General features: G+C 57.0%; 19 protein-coding genes and 2 tRNA genes. 3 read left to right on the top strand and 18 right to left on the bottom strand.

Translation table 11 applies throughout. The features are described 5' to 3' along the window. Positions 1-153: 153 nt before the first annotated feature. Both PPTH39_RS22545 and PPTH39_RS22540 read left to right on the top strand, forming a co-directional pair. Complete coding sequence (locus PPTH39_RS22545; RefSeq protein ID WP_095002559.1) at positions 154-1167, top strand: class I SAM-dependent rRNA methyltransferase; 1014 nt, start codon at positions 154-156, stop codon at positions 1165-1167. A gap of 88 nt (positions 1168-1255) precedes the next feature. Next, positions 1256-4171: a DUF748 domain-containing protein gene (locus PPTH39_RS22540; protein WP_095002558.1), complete on the top strand. Its 2916-nt coding sequence runs from the start codon at positions 1256-1258 to the stop codon at positions 4169-4171. A gap of 253 nt (positions 4172-4424) precedes the next feature. Here PPTH39_RS22540 and PPTH39_RS22535 read toward each other — a convergent pair whose 3' ends face one another. From PPTH39_RS22535 to rlmE, 16 genes are all read right to left on the bottom strand, one after another. Further along, on the bottom strand, positions 4425-4778 hold the full coding sequence (locus PPTH39_RS22535) for a BON domain-containing protein (RefSeq protein WP_095002557.1): 354 nt from the start codon (positions 4776-4778) through the stop codon (positions 4425-4427). Positions 4779-5065: 287 nt separating this feature from the next. Continuing rightward, positions 5066-7171, bottom strand: coding sequence for a polyribonucleotide nucleotidyltransferase (gene pnp, locus PPTH39_RS22530; RefSeq protein ID WP_095002556.1), 2106 nt, complete (start codon positions 7169-7171; stop codon positions 5066-5068). Positions 7172-7395: 224 nt separating this feature from the next. Next, on the bottom strand, positions 7396-7665 hold the full coding sequence (rpsO, locus tag PPTH39_RS22525; protein WP_016783433.1) for a 30S ribosomal protein S15: 270 nt from the start codon (positions 7663-7665) through the stop codon (positions 7396-7398). 161 nt (positions 7666-7826) lie between these two features. After that, a complete protein-coding gene (gene truB, locus PPTH39_RS22520) occupies positions 7827-8744 on the bottom strand; it encodes a tRNA pseudouridine(55) synthase TruB (RefSeq protein WP_095018769.1) in 918 nt (305 codons plus the stop codon). A 3-nt stretch (positions 8745-8747) separates the two neighbouring features. Next, complete coding sequence (gene rbfA, locus PPTH39_RS22515; protein ID WP_016783435.1) at positions 8748-9149, bottom strand: 30S ribosome-binding factor RbfA; 402 nt, start codon at positions 9147-9149, stop codon at positions 8748-8750. Between the two features lie 158 nt (positions 9150-9307). After that, entirely contained in the window at positions 9308-11812 is a 2505-nt protein-coding gene (gene infB, locus PPTH39_RS22510; RefSeq protein ID WP_095002554.1) for a translation initiation factor IF-2, read from the bottom strand. A gap of 27 nt (positions 11813-11839) precedes the next feature. Further along, entirely contained in the window at positions 11840-13321 is a 1482-nt protein-coding gene (nusA, locus tag PPTH39_RS22505) for a transcription termination factor NusA (RefSeq protein WP_016783437.1), read from the bottom strand. Positions 13322-13368: 47 nt separating this feature from the next. Then, positions 13369-13827: a ribosome maturation factor RimP gene (rimP, locus tag PPTH39_RS22500; RefSeq protein WP_016783438.1), complete on the bottom strand. Its 459-nt coding sequence runs from the start codon at positions 13825-13827 to the stop codon at positions 13369-13371. A gap of 141 nt (positions 13828-13968) precedes the next feature. Next, positions 13969-14045, bottom strand: a tRNA-Met gene (locus tag PPTH39_RS22495). 96 nt (positions 14046-14141) lie between these two features. Then, positions 14142-14227, bottom strand: a tRNA-Leu gene (locus PPTH39_RS22490). 29 nt (positions 14228-14256) lie between these two features. Further along, positions 14257-14640: a preprotein translocase subunit SecG gene (gene secG / locus PPTH39_RS22485; RefSeq protein WP_003439612.1), complete on the bottom strand. Its 384-nt coding sequence runs from the start codon at positions 14638-14640 to the stop codon at positions 14257-14259. 2 nt (positions 14641-14642) lie between these two features. Further along, on the bottom strand, positions 14643-15398 hold the full coding sequence (gene tpiA, locus PPTH39_RS22480) for a triose-phosphate isomerase (RefSeq protein WP_130872499.1): 756 nt from the start codon (positions 15396-15398) through the stop codon (positions 14643-14645). Positions 15399-15463: 65 nt separating this feature from the next. Next, a complete protein-coding gene (gene glmM / locus PPTH39_RS22475; RefSeq protein WP_095025609.1) occupies positions 15464-16801 on the bottom strand; it encodes a phosphoglucosamine mutase in 1338 nt (445 codons plus the stop codon). Between the two features lie 16 nt (positions 16802-16817). Next, the gene (gene folP / locus PPTH39_RS22470) at positions 16818-17669 is read right to left on the bottom strand and encodes a dihydropteroate synthase (RefSeq protein WP_095002550.1); all 852 of its coding nucleotides are present in this window, start codon (positions 17667-17669) and stop codon (positions 16818-16820) included. 8 nt (positions 17670-17677) lie between these two features. Then, a complete protein-coding gene (gene ftsH / locus PPTH39_RS22465) occupies positions 17678-19585 on the bottom strand; it encodes an ATP-dependent zinc metalloprotease FtsH (RefSeq protein WP_016783442.1) in 1908 nt (635 codons plus the stop codon). A gap of 193 nt (positions 19586-19778) precedes the next feature. Next, the gene (rlmE, locus tag PPTH39_RS22460) at positions 19779-20429 is read right to left on the bottom strand and encodes a 23S rRNA (uridine(2552)-2'-O)-methyltransferase RlmE (protein WP_016783443.1); all 651 of its coding nucleotides are present in this window, start codon (positions 20427-20429) and stop codon (positions 19779-19781) included. Between the two features lie 107 nt (positions 20430-20536). Here rlmE and yhbY point away from each other — a divergent pair, with 107 nt between their 5' ends. Then, positions 20537-20845, top strand: coding sequence for a ribosome assembly RNA-binding protein YhbY (gene yhbY, locus PPTH39_RS22455; RefSeq protein WP_003439595.1), 309 nt, complete (start codon positions 20537-20539; stop codon positions 20843-20845). 279 nt (positions 20846-21124) lie between these two features. Here the strand turns inward: yhbY and greA are convergent, their stop codons facing one another. After that, entirely contained in the window at positions 21125-21601 is a 477-nt protein-coding gene (gene greA, locus PPTH39_RS22450) for a transcription elongation factor GreA (protein WP_016783444.1), read from the bottom strand. Then, a complete protein-coding gene (gene carB, locus PPTH39_RS22445) occupies positions 21598-24819 on the bottom strand; it encodes a carbamoyl-phosphate synthase large subunit (RefSeq protein ID WP_095002549.1) in 3222 nt (1073 codons plus the stop codon). The genes greA and carB overlap by 4 nt, the downstream gene beginning before the upstream one ends. Positions 24820-24931: the final 112 nt, after the last annotated feature.

Raw genomic sequence — 24931 nt, 5'->3', positions numbered from 1 at the left:
GCCGGTCAAGCCATCCTGTGGGAGCGAGCCTGCTCGCGAACGACCTTCGCGAGCAGGCTCGCTCCCACAGCGGCTACAAGAGCAACGCAGCAATAATCACCAGCCCTATTCTGCTAAACTGCCGCGCCTTATCTGTCCCCCAAGGCGCAATGCATGTCTTCCTTGAATCAGGCGCTGCGCGCCGCCCTCGATAATCGTCACGACCTGTTGGCCGAACTGCACGCCCAGGGCACCGACTGCTATCGCCTGTTCCACGGCAGCCAGGAAGGCGCCGGCGGCCTGACCATCGACCGCTATGGCCCGCAACTGCTGGTACAAAGCTTTCATCAACGTCTTGAGCGCGATGACTTGCTGCAACTGCACGAAGCCATCAATCGCCACCTGGGCCTCGACCTGCTGCTGGTCTACAACGACCGCTCCCAGGGCAACTCGCGTATCGACCGCGAAGACACCGTGTACCGCGCCGAAGACGCCGCCCTTGAAGACACCGTCGGCCACGAATGGGGCCTCAAGTACCGGGTGCGCGGCCGCCATGCCGGGCAAGACCCGCTGTTGTTTCTCGACCTGCGCAACGCCCGTGGCTGGGTCAAGCAGCACAGTGCCGGCAAAAGCGTGCTCAACCTGTTCTCCTACACCTGTGGTGTTGGCCTGAGTGCCGCTGCAGGTGGAGCCAGCGAAGTCTGCAACCTCGATTTCGCCGAAGGCAATCTGGCGGTTGGTCGCGAAAACGGCCTGCTGAACCCTGAACTGCCAAAAATGAAATTCGTACAGTCCGACTATTTCGCGGCCATCCGCCAATTGGCCGGTCTGCCAATCATTCAGCGTCGTCACAAGCTGCCTGCCTACCCGCGCATGGATCAGCGTGAATACGACCTCGTGCTGCTCGACCCGCCTGCCTGGGCCAAGAGTGCCTTCGGCACGGTCGATCTGCTGCGCGACTACCAAAGCCTGCTCAAGCCGGCCGTACTGACCACCGCACCAGACGGCGTATTGATCTGCTGCAACAATCTGGCAAAGGTCAGCATGGACGACTGGCGCGAGCAGGTTTTGCGTTGCGCCGAGAAAGCTGGCCGCCCGGTTCGCGACTGGCAGGTCATGAGTCCGGCCAGCGATTTCCCGTCCCTGGATCAGCAGCCACCGCTGAAAACCCTGATCCTTCAGTTTTAATCCATTCTCCCAATACGGCGTTCGTCTCGGAACCAGAAACGCGTGCCATACTCCAAGGCACTTCCGACTGCTATAGACGACGCCCCACATGCTCAAAGGATTGATCCGCGCCCTTGGCGCCGTGCTGATTGCCATCGCACTTTACAGCGTGCTTGGGTTCCTGATCTTGCCGGGCATCGGCCTGCGCATCATCAACCAGCAACTGGCCAACTACGCCACGGTGCCCGCCAGACTCGACCGGCTGGAGTTCAACCCCTTCAGCCTTGAGCTGACCCTGTGGGGGTTCAGAGTCGGCGAACCGGGCAAGGAACAGGTCGGCTTCGAGCGGCTGTACACCAATCTGCAAGCCGACAGCCTGTGGACAAAAGCCCTGCACCTGGCCGACGTGCAGCTGGATAAACCGAAAACCGAGCTGCTGTTCAACAAGGACGGTACGCTCAACCTGACACAACTGTTCAAGCTGCCCGAGAGCGAGCCCACCCCGGCCGATCCCGAGAGCAAACCGTTCCCGCTGCGTATCGACAACATCAAGCTGGCGGGTGGCTACCTGCACTTCACCGATATGCGTCCCAGCGAACCCATCGAATTCCTCTATGACTCGATGGACCTGGAGCTGAAAAACCTCAGCACCCTGCCCGATGACAACGCCGATATGACCCTGGTGGCCGCAGGCCCTGCAGGCGGGCGGATCGACTGGACCGGCACCCTGAGCCTGGTACCCATCACCTCGACCGGCAAACTGAAAGTCACCGACGGCAAGATGAAAGTCTGGTGGCCCTATGTGCGCGATGCATTACCGCTGGCCCTGGAAGATGGCGTACTGAATTTCAGCACCGACTACACCCTGAACCTGTCCAAAGAAACCGAAATGCTCCTGAGCAATGCCACGGCCAGCATCGCACCGCTCAAGATCAATGCCCCCGATGGCCGCCCGCTGGTGCGTCTGGAGCGCCTGGATGTCAGCGACACCAGCGTCGACCTGGCCAAACAGGAAGTGGTGGTCGGCAAGATCAACAGCCAGAACCTCGAAACCTGGGCCGCCCGCGAAAAAGACGGCCAGCTTGACTGGCAAAAGCTGTTTGCCAGCCAGCCCGACAAACCATCGACCAAAACCGAAGAAGTGGTGACCGTCGAAGCACCGAAAGCAGCCCCGGTGGCGCCGAGCAAACCCTGGGCCGTGCTGCTCAAGGATGTCGACCTGCGTGACTATCGCATCCACCTTGCCGACAAGGAGCCCAAAACCCCGGTGGAGCTGGAGGTCGGCCCGCTGAACCTGAACCTGAAAAACTTCGACAGCCTGAACCGTTCTCCTTTCACCCTCAACCTCGACACCGGCGTGGGCAAGCAAGGCAAACTCACCGCCAGCGGCGACGTCAGCCTGAGCCCGGTAAGCGCCAGGCTCAAGGTCAACACCAAAGATATCGACTTGCGTATCGCCCAGGCCTATATCGACCCGTTTATCCGCCTTGAGCTGCGTAGCGGCATGCTTGGTAGCGACCTGGCGGTTGATCTGAAAAGCACCGCCCCCCTGGCCTTTACCGTGGCCGGCCGCGCCCAGATCGATCAACTGCACACATTGGACACCCTGAAAAACCGCGACTTCCTGAAGTGGCAAAAACTGGTGCTGGAGGATCTGAAGTACCAGCACGGCGATAGCCTCTCGCTTGCACGGGTCAATTTCGAAAAGCCCTATGTGCGCTTCATGATCAACGATGACCGCACCACCAATATCGATGACCTGCTGATCCCGCAACCTGCAGGCAGTACGTCGGCCAAGGGCACAGCCAGCAAGGAAAAACCGCTGGGCATTCACATCGGCGCAATTGCGATCAACGATGGTTCAGCGAATTTCGCCGACTTCAGCCTGACACCCAACTTCCAGACCGCGGTTCAACAGCTCAACGGCCTGATTGGCACCATCGACAGCCGTAACCCCAAACCTGCCCCGGTCAATATTGCAGGCAAGGTCGACCGTTATGCGCCGGTGACCATCAAGGGCAGCGTCAACCCGTTTGACCCGATGGCCAGCCTGGATATCGCCACCAGCTTCAAGCGTGTCGAACTGACCACATTGACCCCCTACTCCGGGAAGTTTGCCGGTTACCGCATCCGCAAGGGTCGTCTCAACCTCGACCTGCATTACCTGATCACCAACGGCCAGCTCAAGGCCGAGAACAAACTCGTGGTTGAACAATTGCAGCTGGGGGAAAAGGTCGACAGCCCGGACGCCGTGGATCTGCCGATCAAACTGGCGATTGCCTTGCTCAAGGACACGGACGGCAAGATATCCATTGAACTGCCCATCAGTGGCGACCTCAACAACCCGCAGTTCAGCGTGATGCCGATTATCTGGCAAACGGTACGCAACCTGGTGCTGCGTGCCGCCCAGGCGCCCTTCAAGTTCATTGGCGGGCTGATCAGCGGCGGTGGAGCCGAGGACCTGGGCACCGTGTCATTCGCCCCAGGATCAAGCGAGCTGAGCCCTGAGGCACAAAAAGCCCTGACCACACTGGCCCAGGCCCTGAAAGAACGCCCGGCTTTACGCCTGGAGATCGAAGGTACGGCCGCACAGAGCAGCGATGGCCCTCTGATCGCCAAGGAACGTCTTGAGCGCGAGTTCCAGTACACCTACTACAAGATCCTCCAGCGTCGTGGCGACAAAGTACCGGCCAGCGCCGGCTTGCTCACCGTGCCGGACGATGAGAAAGGCCCGTTACTTGAAGGTATCTACCGCACGCGTCTCAAGCAGCAACCGCCTGCTGAATGGAAAGACCTGAGCCGTGACGAGCGCGCGGCCAAAATGACCGCGGCACTGATCGACTTCTGGAGCAAAAGCGAAGTGTTGTTGCGTCAGCTGGGGCAAGACCGTGCAAGCAGCATCAAGGACTACCTGGTGGACAAGGGCGGGCTGGCGGATGACCGCGTGTACTTTATCGATGCCACCCTGGGCCAAGCCGAGAGCGACGGCCGGGTAATCTCGCCACTGCATCTGGATAGCGAATAATGCACAACGTCGCTGATTTGTAGCAGCTGCCGAAGGCACGAGGCTGCGTTCGGCAGCTGCTACGCGGATTTTCGTAGCCCCAATCCCAAATAGACCCAATCCCAAAATAGAACAGCCCCCGACGCAAGCGCCGGGGGCTGTAATGACCACATCCGTGTGGCCGTCGCATGAACCTTTTTAACAATGCCTGCAGGCGTACTGCTTCAATCACCTGCCAGAACCTTGTTCCCCCGGTTCTACGAGAAAGGGTGCTTTATTCCGCTTTCAGGCCATCAGCCGATACAGCTTTAACGCCTTTGATCTTTTTGGTGATCGCAACAGCAATCTCTTTTTGCGCTTCAGTCACCGGTACCATCGAGGAAAGGGAAACAACGCCTTTGTTGGTTTCTACCTTGATGTCCGTGCCCGGAATGCCTTTTTCAGTGACCAGGTCAGCTTTTACTTTGGTAGTGATCCAGGTATCAGAAGTAGCTTCCTTGGCTTTGGTTACTTCGCCTGCAGCCACCACCATGGGTGCCTGGGTGGTCGCCTGGGCAGCAAATGCAGCATTGGCCATAGTCAGGGTCAGAGCGGTGGCAGTTGCGGCAGCGATAGCGAACTTCTTCATACGAGTAACTCCTGTCTTCTTTAGAATCTGCGCCGTCTTGCAGCAGCAGGGTTATCAGTACTATTGCAGGCCGCGTGCCAACTTTTAAAAAGAAATAAACCTATATAAATCAAGAGCTTACAAAATAGCCAAAATTGCCCCGTCGTGCAAAATGCATGGCGCCGGTTAATTCTGCATGCAAGTTGCGGCTTTCGACTCGTGGCCTATGGCCCTAAGGTGCTGACTTTGCTCCAGGCATAAAAAAAGGACCCCGAAGGGTCCTTTTTCAAAGCAGGTGTCGAGAGCGATTAAGCTTCCGAAGCCTTGGCAGCAGCGACGTCCTTGATGGACAGCTTGATACGGCCGCGGTTGTCCACGTCCAGTACCAGTACTTCCACTTCCTGACCTTCTTTCAGAATGTCAGTCACTTTCTCAACGCGAGCATCGCTCAGCATGGAGATGTGAACCAGGCCGTCTTTGCCCGGCAGGATGTTTACGAATGCGCCGAAGTCGACGATACGCTCAACCTTGCCCACGTAGATCTTGCCGATCTCGGCTTCAGCGGTGATGCCCAGAACGCGCTGACGCGCGGCTTCTGCTGCTTCCTTGGACTCGCCGAAGATCTTGATCGAACCGTCGTCTTCGATATCGATCGAAGCCTTGGTTTCTTCACAGATTGCACGGATCGTCGCGCCGCCTTTACCGATAACGTCACGGATTTTGTCGGTGTCGATTTTCATCGCGATCATGGTCGGAGCGTTGGCCGACAGTTCGTTGCGCGATACGGCAATGATCTGGTTCATCTGGCCCAAGATGTTCAGGCGAGCGTCCAGGGCCTGGCCCAGAGCGATCTCCATGATTTCTTCGGTGATGCCCTTGATCTTGATGTCCATCTGCAGCGCGGTAACACCTTTGGCGGTACCGGCTACCTTGAAGTCCATGTCGCCCAGGTGGTCTTCGTCACCCAGGATGTCGGTCAGAACAGCGAACTTCTCGCCTTCTTTAACCAGACCCATGGCGATACCGGCAACCGGCGCCTTCATCGGCACACCGGCATCCATCAGTGCCAGGGAAGCACCGCAAACCGATGCCATCGAGCTGGAACCGTTGGATTCGGTGATTTCCGATACAACACGGATGGTGTACGGGAACACGTCGGCAGCAGGCAGCATGGCTTGAACCGAACGACGGGCCAGACGGCCGTGACCGATTTCGCGACGACCAGCACCACCCATGCGACCACACTCACCTACCGAGAACGGAGGGAAGTTGTAGTGCAGCATGAACGGGTCTTTTTTCTCGCCTTCCAGGGTGTCCAGCAGTTGCGCGTCACGGGCAGTACCCAGAGTTGCAACAACCAGCGCCTGAGTTTCACCACGGGTGAACAGGGCCGAACCGTGGGTCTTCGGCAGAACGCCAACTTCGATGTTCAGAGGGCGAACAGTCTTGGTGTCACGACCATCGATACGCGGCTTGCCGTTAACGATGTTTTCGCGAACGGTGCGGTATTCGATTTCGCCGAATGCAGCTTTAACTTCGCTGGCAGAAGGCTGGCCTTCTTCACCGGACAGCTTGGCAACAACCTGATCCTTCAACTCGCCCAGACGCGCGTAACGGTCTGCCTTGACGGTGATGGTGTAAGCCTGGGAGATCGCCTCGCCGAACTCGGCACGAATAGCGCCCAGCAGTGCGGTCGCTTCCGGGGCAGCAGCCCAGTCCCAAGTTGGCTTGGCAGCTTCGGCAGCCAGCTCTTTGACAGCCTGGATAACCACCTGGAATTCGTCGTGGGCGAACAATACGGCGCCCAGCATCTGGTCTTCGGTCAGCTCTTTGGCTTCCGATTCAACCATCAATACGGCTTCCGAAGTACCGGCAACAACCATGTCCAGGCTCGAAGCGGCCAGTTGCTCGTAAGTCGGGTTCAGCAGGTAACCGGTGCTTTCGTGGTAAGCAACGCGGGCAGCGCCGATCGGACCATCAAAAGGGATGCCGGAAATGGCCAGGGCAGCCGAAGTACCGATCATCGCAGCGACGTCCGGATCGGTTTTCTTGCTGGTGGACAGAACGGTGCAGACAACCTGCACTTCGTTCATGAAACCTTCTGGGAACAGCGGACGGATCGGACGGTCGATCAGACGCGACGTCAGGGTTTCTTTCTCGGAAGGGCGACCTTCACGCTTGAAGAAACCGCCTGGGATTTTACCCGCGGCGTAGGTTTTTTCCTGGTAGTGAACCGACAGAGGGAAGAAACCCTTGCCTGGATCCGCTTGCTTGGAACCGACCACAGTCACCAACACGCTGACGTCGTCGTCAACGGTGACCAATACTGCGCCGGAAGCCTGACGGGCGATACGGCCAGTCTCGAGAGTAACGGTCGACTGACCGAACTGAAATTTTTTGATAACCGGGTTCACGGTGTCCTACCTTCTTTGTGGCTCTTGGGGAACGGGTTTCTTGCGAAAGTCATATGCAACATCGGGTGTTGGCCCGACTCAAGATGCTTACGAAAACAGCCCTATAGGCAAGCTTTCGTAAGAATCCGGGTAGTCCAGATAAAACTTGAGGCTGGAAGCCTGCCATGAGACTGCGGGAAACCCGCAGACACACGACAGACAACCAGCCTCTAGCAACATCGCTATTAGCGACGCAGACCCAGGCGAGCGATCAGCGCTTTGTAACGCTCAACGTTCTTGCCTTTCAGGTAGTCCAGCAGCTTGCGACGCTGGTTTACCATGCGGATCAGACCACGACGGGAGTGGTGATCTTTGCTGTTAGCTTTGAAGTGACCTTGCAGCGTGTTGATGTTAAAGGTCAGCAGTGCAACCTGCACTTCTGGAGAACCTGTATCACCTGGAGCTTGCTGGTAGTCTTTTACGATTTCTGCTTTGTGTTCAACTGTAAGTGCCATTTGGCTTTCCTTTCAATTAGGGCCTGCTTGCGAACAAGACAGATCCAATAGGCCGAGGACAAATCCTCGTATTTAAATGTGAGATGTGACCGTGCCTAATAACAGCCACCCTCATTCCAGTCTGCGCCGGTAATACTACACCCGATGCAGCCTGGTTCCGGTCATTCCGACCGAATCAGTCGACGCGGCGCAATACGCCCGTCTTCGCTCACTTCACCGATACCGATAAAGCGACCGTTGTGATCCTGTACCCGCACCATACCGAACTTCGGAGCATCCGGAGCACGCACCGGTTGGCCATTGAGCCAATAAAACGAGCTGGCTTCCGAGAAGTGCAGCAATGGCCAGTCGAGCAAACCGCTGTCCGATGGCATCAGGAAGCGATCAACCGCTTCATTGCCGCCTTCGGCATGCACCGCCTCCAGCTCTTCCAGGGTAACCGTCTGGGCCAGGCTGAAAGGTCCGGCGTGGGTACGACGCAGTTCTGCAACGTATGCCCCGCACCCCAATTGCTCACCGATATCTTCCACAAGGGTACGGATATAGGTGCCTTTGGTGCAGTCGACGGCCAGGCGCGCAGTGTCGCCTTCGCTGGCCAGTAATTCGAGGCGGGTAATAGTAACAGAACGCGGTTCACGCTCCACCACTTCGCCTGCACGGGCCAGCTTGTAAAGCGGCTGTCCGTCACGTTTGAGCGCAGAGTACATCGGCGGTATCTGGCTGATTTGCCCACGAAAATTGGGTAAAACAGCTTCAATATCGGCGCGACCAACGGTCACCGGGCGAGTCTGCAAAACCTCGCCTTCAGCGTCTGCCGTGGTCGTGGTCTTGCCCAATTGCATCAGGGTTTCATAACCCTTGTCGGAATCGAGCAGGTATTGCGAAAACTTGGTGGCTTCGCCAAAGCACAGCGGCAATACACCGCTGGCCAATGGATCGAGGCTACCGGTGTGCCCTGCCTTCTCGGCATTGAGCAGCCAGCGAACTTTCTGCAGGGCCGCATTGGAAGTAAACCCAAGTGGCTTGTCCAGCAGGATGATGCCGCTGACGTTACGACGGATACGCTTGACCTGAGCCACCGGTTACTCCTTGGTGTCTTCGGGAGCAGTGGTTTCAGGGTGCTGATTGTCTTCAGCCACTGCACGCTCGATCAAGGCGGACAGATGAGCACCACGCACGACGCTTTCATCGTAGTGGAAGTGCAACTGCGGAACGCTGCGCAGCTTCATTTCACGCGCCAGTTGCATGCGCAGGAAACCCGCTGCCGAGTTCAGCACCTTGATGCTCTGGGCGATATCTTCAGCGCTGTCCTGACCCATCACGGTGATGAAGATCTTGGCGTGACCGACGTCACGGCTGACTTCAACAGCAGTAATGGTGACCAGGCCCACGCGCGGGTCTTTGACTTCACGACGGATCAGCTGTGCCAGCTCGCGCTGCATCTGATCGCCAATACGTTGGGTACGGCTATATTCTTTTGCCATGTCTTGTTACCTGTTACTCACCCATGGGAAACCCATGCGGTCTGAAAGCGGCAAACGCCCGGCACGACAGAAGCCGGACCGGGCGTTGCGTTTAGAGTCCAGGCCGAGCGCTGCGCATTTGCATGCGCGGGCTCGTCCTCGCTCTTGAGGCTCGCGAGTTAGAGGCTGCGAGCAACCTGGACCTTCTCGAACACTTCGATCTTGTCACCGACTTTAACGTCGTTGTAGCTCTTGACGCCGATACCGCATTCCATGCCTGCACGCACTTCGGACATGTCATCTTTGAAGCGACGCAGGGATTCCAGCTCGCCTTCGTAGATAACGATGTCTTCACGCAGTACGCGGATTGGACGGTTACGGTGAACAACACCTTCCAGCACCATGCAACCTGCAACCGCGCCGAACTTAGGCGAACGGAACACGTCACGGACTTCAGCAATACCCAGGATGTTCTCCCGAACGTCGCTGCCAAGCATGCCGGTAAGGGCTTTCTTGACGTCTTCGATGATGTCGTAGATGACGTTGTAGTAACGCATGTCCAGGCCTTCCTGCTCGACAATCTTGCGAGCGCCGGCATCGGCACGCACGTTGAAGCCAAACAGTACAGCGTTGGAGGCCAGTGCCAGGTTAGCGTCGCTCTCGGTGATACCACCGACACCGCCGCCCACTACGCGCACTTGCACTTCGTCGTTACCCAGGCCGCTCAGAGCGCCCTGCAGAGCTTCCAACGAACCACGGACGTCAGATTTGAGGACGATGTTAAGCGTCTTCTTCTCTTCCTGGCCCATGTTCTCGAAGATGTTTTCCAGCTTGCCTGCGTGAGCACGCGCCAGTTTCACTTCGCGGAACTTGCCTTGACGGAACAGGGCAACTTCACGTGCCTTCTTCTCGTCGGTCATTACGCTCATCTCGTCGCCAGCATCTGGCGTACCGTCCAGGCCGAGAATCTCGACAGGGATGGATGGACCGGCTTCCTTGATAGGCTTGCCGTTCTCGTCGAGCATGGCGCGGATGCGGCCGTAGTTGGAACCGACCAGTACCATGTCGCCTTGGCGCAGGGTACCGTCTTGAACCAGAACGGTAGCAACAGGACCGCGGCCTTTGTCCAGACGGGACTCAACCACTACGCCACGGCCAGGAGCCGATGGAGTTGCCTTGAGTTCCAGAACTTCAGCTTGCAGCAGTACGGCTTCGAGCAATTCGTCAACGCCGGTACCCATTTTCGCCGAGACCGAAACAAACGGAGTGTCACCACCCCACTCTTCCGACGTCACGCCGTGAACGGACAGTTCGCTACGAATGCGATCGAGGTCAGCACCTGGCTTGTCGATCTTGTTCACTGCAACAACCAGAGGCACGCCAGCGGCTTTCGCATGCTGAACGGCTTCGATGGTCTGCGGCATTACGCCGTCGTCTGCAGCCACAACCAGAATCACGATGTCAGTCGCCTTGGCACCACGAGCACGCATTGCGGTAAACGCAGCGTGACCCGGGGTATCGAGGAACGTGACCATGCCGCGTTCGGTTTCAACGTGGTACGCACCGATGTGCTGGGTAATACCACCGGCTTCGCCAGCCGCTACCTTGGCACGACGGATGTAGTCGAGCAGGGACGTTTTACCGTGGTCAACGTGGCCCATTACGGTCACAACCGGTGCACGGGAGAACGACTCGCCTTCGAACTTCAGGGACTCGGCCAGGGAATCTTCCAGGGCGTTGTCGCTGACCAGAGTCACTTTGTGGCCCAGTTCTTCAGCAACCAGTTGGGCAGTTTCCTGATCCAGTACCTGGTTGATGGTTGCTGGAGTACCCAGCTTGAACATGAACTTGATGACTTCGGCAGCCTTGACCGACATCTGTGCGGCCAAATCGCCGACAGTGATGGTCTCGCCAATCTGCACGTCACGAACTACAGGGCCGGTTGGGCTCTGGAAGCCGTGAGCGTTGCGCTTCTTCAGCTTGCCCTTGCCACGACCACCGCGACGGAAGCTGTCGCTTTCTTCGTCGGAAGTGCGCGGAGCAACACGTGGAGTCGGTGCTTTTTCTTTAACCGAGGCACGATGCGGAGCGTTTTTGCGATCGCCGTCACCACTGCCGCGACGATTGTTATCGTCTGCGCGTGGTTTGTCCGGGCGACGCTGTTCGTCACGCTTGCGTGCATCAGCGGCTGGAGCCGGTGCTGGCGCTGCGGCTTGCACAGGTGCAGGCGCTGCAGCGGCCGGAGCCGGTGCTGCAACAGGAGCAGATGCAGGCTGGCGGCGCGCTTCTTCTTCGGCGCGACGCTTGGACTCTTCTTCAGCCTTTTGACGTGCGGCATTTTCTACTGCACGACGTTCATCCATCTCACGTTTGCGCTCGGCTTCGATTTCTTCCGGGCTTTGCTGTACGAAGACTTTCTTCTTGCGTACTTCAACGCTGATGCTTTTGCTGCCAGCTACACGCAGGGTACTGGTGGTTTTACGCTGCAAAGTGATCTTGCGCGGTTCTTCCACTTTAGCCTTGTGGCTGCTTTTAAGGTGAGTCAGCAGAGCCTGCTTCTCACTATCGGTTACATTCTGCTCGGCGGCGTTGTGCGGCAGACCTGCCTCACGCATCTGCTGCAACAGGCGCTCAACCGGTGTTTTGACCTCATCGGCCAGTTGTTTCACCGTGACTTGCGTCATGCATTTCTCTCCTCAGGCCGCGCCTAATTACTCGAACCAATGGGCTCGGGCGGCCATGATCAACTTGCCGGCACGATCATCGTCAATGCCGTCGATGTCGAGCAGGTCGTCAATAGACTGCTCGGCCAGGTCTTCGCGGGTAATTACGCCGCGCACCGCCAGTTCCATCGCCAAATCCTTGTCCATACCCTCAAGCGAGAGCAGGTCTTCGGCCGGATGGGCGTCTGCCAGCTTTTCCTCAGTAGCGATGGCTTTAGTCAACAGTCGATCCTTGGCGCGAGCGCGAAGCTCGTTGACGGTATCTTCGTCAAAGCCATCGATGTTGAGCATTTCCTCCACCGGTACGTAGGCAATCTCTTCCAGGCTAGTAAAGCCTTCATCAACCAGTACCTGCGCCAGGTCTTCATCAACTTCCAGCTCTTCGATGAAGTTGCGCAGGATATCGCCGGTTTCTGCTTGCTGCTTGGCCTGGATGTCCGATTCGGTCATCACGTTCAGGGTCCAGCCGGTCAACTGGCTGGCCAGACGTACGTTCTGACCGCCGCGACCAATCGCCTGGGCCAGATTGTCTGCGCCAACGGCGATGTCCATTGCATGGGCATCTTCGTCGACGATAATAGCCGCCACTTCTGCTGGCGACATTGCGTTGATCACGAACTGCGCCGGGTTGTCATCCCAAAGGACGATATCCACTCGCTCTCCGCCCAATTCGCCGGACACTGCCTGGACACGCGAACCGCGCATACCAATGCAGGCACCTTGCGGATCAATGCGTTTGTCTTTCGAGCGAACGGCTATTTTAGCGCGTGATCCAGGATCGCGGGAGGCCGCCATCACTTCGATCAGGCCTTCGGAGATTTCTGGCACTTCAATGCGGAACAACTCGATCAGCATCTCTGGCGCTGTACGCGACAGGATCAGCTGAGGACCGCGGTTTTCAGTGCGGATTTCCTTGAGCAATGCGCGAAGGCGTACGCCAACACGGAAAGTCTCACGCGAAATGATGTCTTCACGGGCCAGCAACGCTTCAGCGTTGTTACCCAGGTCAACGATCACATTGTCGCGGGTCACCTTTTTAACGGTGCCGGAAATGATTTCGCCCAGACGCTCACGATAGGCATCGACTACTTGAGCACGCTCGGCTTCGCGAACTTTTTGCACGATGACCTGTTTGGCCGTCTGTGCAGCAATTCGACCGAATTCGATAGAATCGATTTTCTCTTCGATAATATCGCCGGCTTTCGCGCCTGGCTGTTTCGCCTGGGCCTGGTCTACAGCCAACTCGTATGCTGGATCATCCAGATCTTCGTCTTCGACCACAGTCCAGCGACGGAAAGTCTCATAGTTACCGGTGTGGCGATTGATTTCCACACGCAGTTCGACTTCGTCTTCAAAACGCTTTTTAGTAGCGGTGGCCAGAGCCAGCTCCAGCGCTTCAAAAATAACGTTTGCCGGTACGCCCTTTTCATTGGACACCGACTCAACAACCAGCAGTACTTCTTTGCTCATCGTACGCCTCGCCTTTCGCAAGCCATTGGATCCGCGGGATCCGCGTCTCAGTCAAAACTGGGAATAATGTTGGCCTTGTCGATCATATCGATCGGCAACAGGAACTCATGGTCTTCAACCTGCACCACGATGTCCTGCTCTTCTACGCCGCGCAGAAGGCCCTGAAAGTTGCGTCGCCCTTCAAAAGGCGAGCGCAGCTTGATCTTCACTTGCTCACCGACAAATTGGGCAAACTGTTCAAGGGTGAACAGCGGGCGTTCCATGCCAGGAGAAGAAACTTCAAGGGTGTATTCAACAGCGATAGGATCTTCGACATCCAGAACGCCGCTGATCTGACGACTCACGATAGCGCAGTCATCCACCAGTACGCCGCCTTCCTTGTCGATATACACACGCAACATTGAATGGCGGCCTTGAGCCGAAAATTCAATACCCCAGCATTCATAGCCAAGGGCCACGACCACCGGGGCCAACAAGTCCTGCAACTGTTCTAGCTTGCTCGACACCTGAACCCCCTAGTGCATGTTTGTGCATGCTGTGCAAAATGAAAAAATGGGCGAAGCGCCCATCTCTGAAACGTCGTTGAATACCGACGCTATAAAGTGTCCAGCTAACAAAAAGCCCCTGAAAAGGGGCTCCGCTGAAACTGGTTGCGGGAGCCGGATTTGAACCGACGACCTTCGGGTTATGAGCCCGACGAGCTACCAGACTGCTCCATCCCGCGACAAAGCTGGAGCGGAAGTATACGGTTGATCCCGTGACGGGTCAATCCAACCTTCCACATACAAGAAAGCCCGCTACTGCGGGCATTCTTGATAATTGGTACCGAGAAGGGGACTCGAACCCCTACACCCTATGGGCACAACCACCTCAAGGTTGCGTGTCTACCAATTCCACCACCTCGGCAATACAACGTTTACATCATGAAACCCGTTTTACTTTTGCTCTTGAGCTGGAGGTACGTCAGTCGCAGGAGTTGCCGACTTTTGCTCTTGAAGCACCGGAACATCATCTGAAGCCGGCTTTTGCACTGGAACTTCCAACACCGCTGGATTTGGCAAACCTACTTGAGTCAGCTGTTCAGCCTTCTCTTTAGCAAAGTAACCTAACCCCAAGCTGGTTATGAAAAAACCTGCGGCAAGTATAGCAGTAAACTTACTAAGAAAGGTAGAGGAACCTTGGCTTCCGAACACAGTATTTGATGCACCTGCGCCGAAAGATGCTCCAGCATCCGCTCCCTTGCCCTGTTGCAGCAAAACCAGGGCAATTACACCCAATGCTGTCAACAGATGAAACACAGTTACGACGTTATCCAGCATTTTCAGTTTCCTGCGGCACGAATGATCGCACCGAACTCATCTGCATTCAGGGAAGCCCCGCCAATGAGTCCCCCATCGATATCCGGCATGCTGAACAGTTCGACCGCATTGGCCGCCTTCACGCTGCCGCCGTATAGAAGCCGCACACCTTGTGCCACTTCAGAATTCTTTTGCGCCAGCTGTGCGCGAATGGCCGCATGCACATCTTGCGCTTGCTGTGGTGATGCGGTCAGCCCGGTGCCAATGGCCCAGACCGGCTCGTATGCAATCACGGCATTTACAAAAGCATCAATACCAAACTCGTCAATCACGGCATTCAGCTGACGCTCTACCACTTCCAGCGTTTGCCCCGCTTCGCGCTGCTCCAGGGTTTCCCCTATGCACAACACTGGCGTCAAGCCTGAGGCTTGGGCCGCTGCAAACTTGCGATTGAGTGCCTCGTCCTGCTCACCCAGTATCAGGCGGCGTTCGGAGTGCCCCACAAGCACCAGCTTGCAACCTGCGTCGGCCAACTGACTAGAGGAAATCTCGCCAGTCAGCGCGCCCTGCCCCGACTCCACTGCAGCATCCTGAGCACCGACCGAAATCGCTGCGCCTTGCAAGCCATTGATAACACGATCAATAAACAGCTGAGGCGGAAAAACTGCAACATCAACATCGTTTGGCAGGACCAGACCACGCAGACCGTCGATCAGCTCAGCGACGCTGGCGCGGGTACCGTGCATCTTCCAGTTACCAGCTACCATAGTGCGACGCATGCTTTACCTCGTCGGTCAAAGTGGGCGCAGATGTTACCCAACCAAATCAAAGCTGGCAAGCCGAATCAGGCACAAACTTCACTTACCAGTTTTGCCAGCTCTTCGGCGTAGCCGCGAACCATGTTTTCGTCATCGCCTTCGACCATCACGCGCACCAAAGGCTCTGTTCCGGACTTGCGCAACAACACACGACCACGGCCATTCATGGCAGCCGTCACTCGCGCGCACGCCTCCTTCACCGCCGGGTGCTCGACAGGGTCGACGCCACCGGCAAAACGAACATTCAGTAACACTTGCGGGCACTTGCGCAGCGCCTGACGCGACTGGGCCAGGCTTTCATCGCGACGACGCAAGGACAACAACACCTGCAGCGCCGCAATGATCGCATCGCCGGTGGTGGTGTGGTGGAAGCACACGATATGCCCGGAGTTCTCGCCACCTACCAGCCAGTTACGCTCTTGCAGGGCCGCGATAACGTAACGGTCGCCCACATTGGCGCGTACGAACTCGATACCCAGGTCAGCCAATGCCAGCTCAAGGCCAAGGTTGCTCATCAGCGTACCGACAACGCCACCCTGCAATTTGCCACGCTCGTGCAGGTCACGGGCAATGATAAACAACAGCTCATCGCCATCGACCACGGCACCGGTATGGTCAACCATCAACACGCGATCGCCGTCGCCATCAAAAGCAATACCCAGGTCCGCACCTTCAGCCACCACGGCAGCCTGCAACTGACCCATATGGGTCGAACCGCAGTTTTCGTTGATGTTCAGGCCATCAGGCTGCGCCGACAGAACAACGACTTGAGCACCCAGCTCCTTGAAAACACTTGGCGCAACCTTGTAGGTAGCACCGTGGGCGCAATCGAGAACAATCTTCATACCGCTGAATTTGGTGCTGCTTGGCACGCTGCTTTTACAGAATTCGATATAACGGCCCGGCGCATCATTGATCCGCGAGACCTTGCCGAGCTTGTCGGAATCGACAACGGTCATCGGCGCATCCAGCAACTCTTCGATCATCAGTTCAACGTCGTCAGGCAGCTTGGTGCCCTCGCCGGAAAAGAACTTGATGCCATTATCGTCGTGGGGATTGTGCGAAGCGCTGATCACGATACCCGCTTCCGCATGGAAGGTACGTGTCAGGTAGGCAATGGCCGGTGTCGGCATAGGCCCCAGCAACATCACATCAGCCCCGGCAGCCGACAAGCCCGCTTCAAGAGCCGACTCAAACATGTAACCCGAGATGCGGGTGTCCTTGCCTACCAGGATCCGGCAAGCGCCCTTGCTGCGAAACGCCATGCCCGCTGCCCAACCCAACTTGAGCATAAAGTCAGGGGTAATCGGATAAACGCCGACCCGACCACGAATACCGTCGGTGCCAAAATACTTCTTTGTCATAAGTGCTCCATCATTCTTAGTCGGCGGAATCTACCGCTGCGATCATCCGTACCACATCAACTGTTTCGGCAACATCATGGACGCGCAGAATGCGCGCACCCTTGGTCATCGCCAATGCTGCAAGCGCCAGACTGCCATAGAGACGCCCTGCAACTGGCCGGTTCAGTGTCTGCCCGACCATGCTTTTACGTGACACGCCCACCAGCAAAGGCCGACCCAGCGCATGCAAGGCCTCCATATGCTTGAACAGGCTCAAATTGTGCTGCAATGTCTTGGCAAAACCAAAGCCCGGATCGAGCACGATGCGTTCGGCCCCAATGCCAGCAGCAGCGCAACGCGCCATGCTGTCAGCGAGAAACGTCGACACCTCGCCCACCAGGTCTTCGTAATGCGGGTTGTCCTGCATGTCTCCAGGCTCACCGAGCATATGCATCAGGCATACCGGCAAGCCTGTCGCCGCAGCGGCCTGCAAGGCCCCTTCACGGCGCAGCGAGCGCACATCATTGATCAGCCCTGCTCCCAGGCGCGCAACCTCGGTCATGACGATTGGCGCGGATGTATCGACCGAAATAATCACATCCAGTTCCCGGGCAATTCGCTCGACAACAGGAGCAACCCGGTCGAGCTCTTCCTGCGGCAATACCACAGGAGCTCCGGGGCGCGTTGACTCACCGCCAACATCAATCAGGGTTGCACCCGCCTGCACCATCGCCTCTGCATGGCGCAGAGCTGCATCCAGGGCAGCAAAGCGGCCGCCATCGGAAAAGGAATCAGGGGTGACATTGAGGATGCCCATAACATGCGTATGGGCCAAATCAAGAACCCGGTTGCCGCAAGGCAACCGGGTTGAGGACTGAACAGAAGTCATTTCAAGCCTTATTGATCAGCAGCAGGGCCGCCGATAGGTGTTTCCGGGCGCTCGGTTTTATCCAGCGTAGGGGCAGTCGGGGTACCCGAGTTGCCATCTTCCCAGTCACGCGGCTCACGTGGCGGACGACCCGCCATGATGTCGTCGATCTGATCGGCATCGATCGTTTCGTACTTCATCAACGCGTCAGCCATTGCATCCAGCTTGTCGCGATTTTCGGTCAGGATCTGCTTGGCCGTGTTGTAGCACTGATCAATGATGCTGCGCACTTCCGAGTCGATCAGCTTGGCTGTCTCGCCCGACACGTTTGCAGACTGACCACCGCCACGACCCAGATAGGACTCTTCGTCTTCGGCATACATCAGCGGGCCGAGCTTCTCGGACAAGCCCCACTTGGTCACCATGTTGCGGGCAATCTGGCTGGCTCGCATGATGTCGTTGGAAGCGCCGGTGGTCACACCGTCAAAGCCCAAGGTCATCTCTTCAGCGATACGGCCGCCATACAGCGAGCAGATCTGGCTGATCAGCGCACGCTTGGACAAGCTGTAGCGATCTTCTTCCGGCAGGAACATGGTCACGCCCAGGGCGCGGCCACGAGGAATGATCGACACCTTGTAGACCGGATCATGCTCAGGCACTACGCGACCAACGATAGCGTGACCCGCTTCGTGATAGGCCGTGTTGCGCTTTTCTTTATCGGACATGACCATCGATTTGCGCTCGGCGCCCATCATGATCTTGTCCTTGGCCAGCTCGAACTCTTTCATTTCAACAACACGCTTGCCGGTACGCGCCGCGAACAGGGAAGCTTCGTTGACCAGGTTGGCCAGGTCGGCACCCGAGAAGCCCGGGGTACCACGTGCAATAACAGCCGGCTGGACGTCGTCGCCCATTGGCACTTTACGCATGTGTACTTTGAGAATCTGCTCGCGACCACGGATGTCCGGCAAGCCAACCACCACCTGACGGTCAAAGCGACCTGGACGCAGCAGCGCAGGGTCAAGCACGTCAGGACGGTTGGTGGCGGCAATCACGATGATGCCGTCATTCATCTCAAAGCCGTCCATCTCAACCAGCAACTGGTTAAGGGTCTGCTCGCGCTCGTCATGACCGCCGCCCATACCGTTACCACGGTGACGGCCGACAGCGTCGATCTCATCGATAAAGATGATGCAAGGCGCGTGCTTCTTGGCCTGCTCAAACATGTCACGAACACGGCTTGCACCAACGCCCACGAACATTTCAACAAAGTCGGAACCGGAAATAGTGAAGAACGGTACCTTGGCCTCACCCGCAATCGCCTTGGCGATCAGGGTTTTACCCGTACCTGGCGGACCCACCATCAGTACGCCGCGAGGGATACGCCCGCCCAGACGCTGGAACTTGCCCGGATCGCGCAGGAACTCAACCAGCTCGCCCACTTCTTCCTTAGCTTCATCGCAACCTGCCACGTCAGCCAGGGTCGTCTTGACCTGGTCTTCCGACAGCAGCCGCGCCTTGCTCTTGCCAAAGCTCATCGGGCCGCCTTTACCGCCGGCACCGCCCTGCATCTGGCGCATCATGAACATGAAGACCGCAATAATCACCAGGATCGGGAAGCTCGCAACCAGCAACTGGGTCCAGATGCTTTGTTGCTCAGGCAATTTGCCTTCAACGGTGACGTGGTTATCCACCAGGTCGCCGATCAAACCGTTGTCCTGAATCGCCGGACGGATGGTTTTGAAGGTATCGCCATCGCTGCGTTTGCCGGTAATCACGTAGCCATCCACGGCAACGCGCTCGACCTTGCCATCCTTAACTTGCTGGATGAAGTCGGAATAGTTGAGGGTTTGTGGCTCGTTTGGACTGGAGAAGTTGTTCATCACTGTCACCAGGACAGCGGCGATGATCAACCACAGGATCAGATTCTTTGCCATATCGTTCAATTAGCTACCCTCTGAAGCACAAGCCCCGCTACTGAAGCGTGCTTCGCATGATATTCACCGGCATAACTTACTACATTGCCTACAACCCTTGCAGGCTCCGTCTGTAACCCTTTGTGAAACTTTGCCTACACAATATTCGTTATGCCAGATCTGTAAAGCGATTCAAAAAAATCTATCGCCCTTGTTACAGACGTTCATCACTGGCCGAACCTTCAACACCGCGGAAGCCGCGCCCCAGCAAATACTGCTCGCGGGACCTGTCTCGCGACGAGGACGGCTTGCGCATCTGTACCTTGTCAAACAGCTTGCGAATGTCCTTGTGGTACTGATCGAAGCCTTCCCCCTGGAAAACCTTAATCAGAAAATCACCACCTGGACGCAGGACGCGACCGGCAAGATCCAGTGCCAATTCGCACAGAAACATCGCCCGCGGCATGTCGACAGCTGCCAATCCACTCATATTGGGGGCCATATCTGAAATCACAAGGTCTACTTGTGTATTTCCGACGGCCTCGAGGATCTGAGCAAGCACGGCGTCCTCGGTAAAGTCGCCCTTGATGAAGGTCACATCAGGGATGCTGTCCATGTCCAGGATGTCGGAAGCAATCAAACGCCCCTGACCACCGATCAGACGACTGGTCACCTGCGACCAGCCACCCGGGGCTGCACCCAGGTCGATAACGGTCATACCGGGACGAATCAGCTTGTCGCGCTCCTGGATCTCCAGCAATTTGTAGCTGGCACGGGAGCGATACCCGTCTTTTTGCGCCATTTTGACGTACGGGTCGTTGAAATGTTCTTTCAGCCAGTTAAGGCTAGTCTTGGAACGGGCCACGGGCCACCTCAAAAATTTTAAACGGGTCGTGATTAACTGGGCGGTCTGGGACTCGCTCGGGTAAACTGGCCGCCGCTTTTTACAAGATCAGACACAGGGGTCAGATTATGCCGCTCACTCAAGAGCAGAAGAAACAGTACAAATCCATTGGCCACCATCTGAAACCAGTTTTGACTGTGGCTGACAATGGTTTGACTGAAGGTGTTTTAGCCGAACTCGAACGCGCATTGGGCGATCACGAGCTGATTAAAATCAAAGTCAACATTCTGGATCGCGAATCCCGCCTGGAGGCCATTGCAGAACTGTGCAAGGCCGGCAAAGCGGAACTGGTACAGGTTATCGGCAAAATGGCGCTTCTGTACCGCAAGAACGTCAATGTAAACAAGCAACTGTCGAACATCCACCGTTTCAAGTGATGTAGACAAGGGTCAAGGGTGCGCCTGGCGCGCCCTGAAACTCTTCCAGGGCCAAAGCCCGAGAGTCATGCAAGCACTGCCCGCGCAACGCATCAGGCAGCCAGAGACGCCCAACGCACTACTTCCCCACTTGCTCCATGCCACTTCAACAGCTTCGCTGCCAACCGCATTGCGGCCAGCACCGGCAAACAATTCTGTGTGCAACAACCACAGGCCGCCAACCCGGAACACCCGGGCCGACCGCCAAAAAAGTGCGCCCGCACACGGCGGGCGCTCTTCTTAGATGTGACTTACTTTGACAATTTCGTACTCAATGACGCCGCCCGGTGTTTTCACCGCCACCACATCACCCTCTTCCTTGGCAATCAAGGCACGGGCAAGTGGCGAACCAACGGAGATCTTTCCGAGCTTGAAGTCAGCCTCATCTTCACCAACGATCTGGTAGGTCACGCTTTCGTCAGTTTCAACGTTGGCGATCTCGACCGTGGTACCGAAAATCACTTTACCGGTGTGAGGAATAGTCGTTACATCGATGATCACCGCGTTCTGCATGCGGCCTTCGATGTCACGGATACGCGCCTCAACCATACCCTGCTGCTCACGGGCAGCATGGTATTCAGCGTTTTCTTTAAGGTCGCCCAGCTCACGCGCCGTGCCGATATCCTGGCTCAGCTTGGGACGAACAACCTTGGTCAGATGTGCGTGTTCTTCTTCCAGGGCTTTGGCGCCCTGGACCGTCATTGGGTACTTGATCATGCCTTTAATCCTGCGTGTAGATCCTGCAAGCGACGTACGGTTTTTTCAGGACCGAATTTAAGCGCTTCACAGATCGCTTCGCCAGCAGCAATAGTCGTGGTGCAGTAGATCTTGTGCTGCAGCGCGTTGCGGCGAATGGAATAGGAGTCAGCAATCGACTGACGTCCTTCGGTAGTGTTGATGATCAAGGTTACTTCGTCGTTCTTGATCATGTCGACAACGTGCGGACGACCTTCGGTCACCTTGTTCACACGACGTACTTTCAAGCCTGCTGCTTCGATGAACTTGGCAGTGCCAACGGTCGAAACGATTTCAAAGCCCAGGTTGATCAGGTCGCGGGCAACGCCGGCAACCAGCGGCTTGTCGTCGTCGCGCACGCTGATGAAAGCAGTACCGCCAGTCGGCAGCACTTCGCTTGCACCCATCTGGGCCTTGGCAAACGCTTCGCCGAAGGTATCGCCCACACCCATCACTTCACCGGTGGACTTCATCTCAGGGCCGAGAATCGGGTCAACACCCGGGAATTTGGCGAACGGGAAGACCGCCTCTTTCACGCTGTAGAAGTTAGGAATGATTTCTTTGGTGAAACCGATTTCCTTCAGGGTTTTACCGGCCATTACGCGAGCTGCGATCATCGCCAGGGAAACACCGATGCACTTGGAGACGAAAGGAACGGTACGCGATGCACGCGGGTTCACTTCGATCACGTAGATATCTTCGCCCTGCAGAGCCAATTGCACGTTCATCAGGCCGACAACGCCCAACTCCAGAGCCATTTTCTTGACCTGCTCGCGCATCTCGTCCTGGATGTGCAGCGGCAGCGAGTACGGCGGCAGCGAGCAAGCGGAGTCACCGGAGTGAACGCCAGCCTGTTCGATGTGCTGCATGATTGCGCCGATCACTACATCAGTACCGTCGCAGACAGCATCCACGTCCATTTCGATGGCGCAGTTGAGGAAGTGGTCCAGCAGCACGGGGCTGTCGTTGGACACTTTCACTGCGTCACGCAGGTAGCGCTTGAGCTCGTCTTCTTCGTAAACGATTTCCATCGCACGGCCGCCCAACACGTAGGAAGGACGAACAACCAGCGGGTAACCGATCTTGCCAGCGGCACGAATGGCTTCGTCTTCGCTGCGCACAGTAGCGTTAGGCGGCTGACGCAGGTTCAGGCGCTCAACCATCTGCTGGAAGCGCTCACGGTCTTCTGCACGGTCGATCGCGTCAGGGCTGGTACCGATGATCGGCACGCCGGCTTCTTCCAGGGCACGCGCCAGTTTCAGCGGGGTTTGGCCGCCGTACTGGACAATCACGCCTTTTGGCTTCTCGACACGCACGATTTCCAGCACGTCTTCCAGGGTTACGGATTCGAAGTACAGACGATCCGAGGTGTCGTAGTCGGTGGAAACGGTTTCCGGGTTGCAGTTGACCATGATGGTCTCGTAACCGTCGGCACGCAGCGCCAGAGCGGCGTGAACGCAGCAATAGTCAAACTCGATACCCTGGCCGATACGGTTCGGGCCACCGCCCAGAATCATGATCTTGTCACGATCCGAAGGGTTGGCTTCGCACTCTTCCTCATAGGTGGAGTACATGTAGGCGGTGTCGGTTGCGAACTCGGCTGCGCAGGTGTCAACGCGCTTGTAGACCGGGAACACTTCCAGCTTGTGGCGGTGGCGACGCAGGTTCTTCTCGGTCACACCCAGCAGAACGGCCAGACGCGCGTCGGAGAAGCCCTTGCGCTTGAAGCGGTACATGGCGTCGCGATCGATCGACGACAGGGCCATGGTCTTGATTTTTTCTTCGTCCTTGATCAGATCTTCGATCTGTACCAGGAACCAAGGGTCAATCATGTTCATGCCGAAGATATCTTCAACGGTCATGCCGGCGCGGAACGCGTCAGCCACGTACCAGATACGCTCGGCGCCCGGCACGGTCAGCTCGCGCTTGAGCACGGCCATGCTTTCCGGGTTGCTCAGGTCCAGCTTTGGATCAAGACCGCTGACACCTACTTCCAGACCGCGAAGGGCCTTTTGCAGGGATTCCTGGAAAGTCCGGCCGATGGCCATGACTTCGCCCACAGATTTCATCTGTGTGGTCAAACGGGCGTCAGCCTTGGCGAACTTCTCGAAAGCGAAGCGCGGCAGCTTGGTCACAACGTAGTCGATGGACGGCTCGAAGGACGCAGGCGTAGCGCCGCCGGTGATTTCGTTTTGCAGCTCGTCCAGGGTGTAACCGATCGCCAATTTGGCAGCGATACGAGCGATCGGGAAGCCGGTGGCTTTCGATGCCAGCGCCGACGAACGCGATACACGCGGGTTCATTTCGATCACGACCATACGGCCGGTGTCCGGGCAGATACCGAACTGAACGTTGGAACCGCCGGTTTCAACGCCGATCTCACGCAGTACCGCCAACGAGGCGTTACGCATGATCTGGTATTCCTTGTCCGTCAGGGTCTGTGCCGGAGCAACGGTGATCGAGTCACCGGTGTGCACGCCCATCGGGTCGAAGTTTTCGATCGAGCAAACGATGATGCAGTTGTCTTTTTTGTCGCGGACAACCTCCATCTCGTACTCTTTCCAGCCGATCAGGGATTCGTCGATCAGCAGCTCTTTGGTTGGCGACAGGTCCAGACCACGGGTGCAGATCTCTTCGAACTCTTCACGGTTGTAAGCAATACCGCCACCGGTGCCGCCCATGGTGAAGGACGGACGAATGATGCACGGGAAGCCCAGTCGCTCGAGGACCGCATTGGCCTCTTCCATGGTGTGGGCGATACCGGAGCGCGGGCAATCCAGGCCGATGGACTTCATGGCCTTGTCGAAACGCGAACGGTCTTCAGCTTTGTCGATGGTGTCAGCGTTGGCGCCGATCATTTCTACGCCGAACTTCTCGAGCACGCCTTCGCGCTCCAGGTCCAGTGCGCAGTTCAGAGCTGTCTGGCCGCCCATGGTTGGCAGCAGTGCATCCGGACGCTCTTTTTCGATGATCTTGGCAACGGTCTGCCACTTGATCGGCTCGATGTACGTGGCGTCAGCCATGTCCGGGTCGGTCATGATAGTGGCAGGGTTGGAGTTCACCAGGATGACGCGGTAACCCTCCTCGCGCAGGGCTTTGCAGGCCTGGGCGCCGGAGTAGTCGAATTCACACGCCTGGCCGATAACAATCGGGCCAGCGCCGAGAATCAGGATGCTTTTTATGTCTGTACGTTTTGGCATGGGTTTGTCACTCAAATCCGCAGGTCAGTCGGCAAGCTGTCAATCAGGTTCCTGAAGCCCCCTGGGGGCCACCGAGATTCGGGGCCGCCACAGGGCGCTGCAAAAGGAGGCT

Source organism: Pseudomonas bubulae, from assembly GCF_900618535.1.
GTDB classification, from domain to species: Bacteria; Pseudomonadota; Gammaproteobacteria; order Pseudomonadales; family Pseudomonadaceae; genus Aquipseudomonas; species Aquipseudomonas bubulae.
The sequence above is the reverse complement of the archived record's forward strand: the minus strand, read 5'-3'. Positions and strand labels throughout refer to the sequence as shown.

Coding starts and splice junctions, on each gene's coding strand:
- PPTH39_RS22545 (WP_095002559.1), top strand. CDS start 154: ATGTCTTCCTTGAATCAGGCGCTGCGCGCCGCCCTCGATAATCGTCAC.
- rpsO (WP_016783433.1), bottom strand. CDS start 7,665: ATGGCACTTACAGTTGAACACAAAGCAGAAATCGTAAAAGACTACCAG.
- tpiA (WP_130872499.1), bottom strand. CDS start 15,398: ATGCGTCGCACTATGGTAGCTGGTAACTGGAAGATGCACGGTACCCGC.
- glmM (WP_095025609.1), bottom strand. CDS start 16,801: ATGACAAAGAAGTATTTTGGCACCGACGGTATTCGTGGTCGGGTCGGC.
- secG (WP_003439612.1), bottom strand. CDS start 14,640: ATGCTGGATAACGTCGTAACTGTGTTTCATCTGTTGACAGCATTGGGT.
- PPTH39_RS22535 (WP_095002557.1), bottom strand. CDS start 4,778: ATGAAGAAGTTCGCTATCGCTGCCGCAACTGCCACCGCTCTGACCCTG.
- infB (WP_095002554.1), bottom strand. CDS start 11,812: ATGACGCAAGTCACGGTGAAACAACTGGCCGATGAGGTCAAAACACCG.
- ftsH (WP_016783442.1), bottom strand. CDS start 19,585: ATGGCAAAGAATCTGATCCTGTGGTTGATCATCGCCGCTGTCCTGGTG.
- yhbY (WP_003439595.1), top strand. CDS start 20,537: ATGCCGCTCACTCAAGAGCAGAAGAAACAGTACAAATCCATTGGCCAC.
- carB (WP_095002549.1), bottom strand. CDS start 24,819: ATGCCAAAACGTACAGACATAAAAAGCATCCTGATTCTCGGCGCTGGC.
- nusA (WP_016783437.1), bottom strand. CDS start 13,321: ATGAGCAAAGAAGTACTGCTGGTTGTTGAGTCGGTGTCCAATGAAAAG.
- greA (WP_016783444.1), bottom strand. CDS start 21,601: ATGATCAAGTACCCAATGACGGTCCAGGGCGCCAAAGCCCTGGAAGAA.
- PPTH39_RS22540 (WP_095002558.1), top strand. CDS start 1,256: ATGCTCAAAGGATTGATCCGCGCCCTTGGCGCCGTGCTGATTGCCATC.
- rbfA (WP_016783435.1), bottom strand. CDS start 9,149: ATGGCAAAAGAATATAGCCGTACCCAACGTATTGGCGATCAGATGCAG.
- folP (WP_095002550.1), bottom strand. CDS start 17,669: ATGACTTCTGTTCAGTCCTCAACCCGGTTGCCTTGCGGCAACCGGGTT.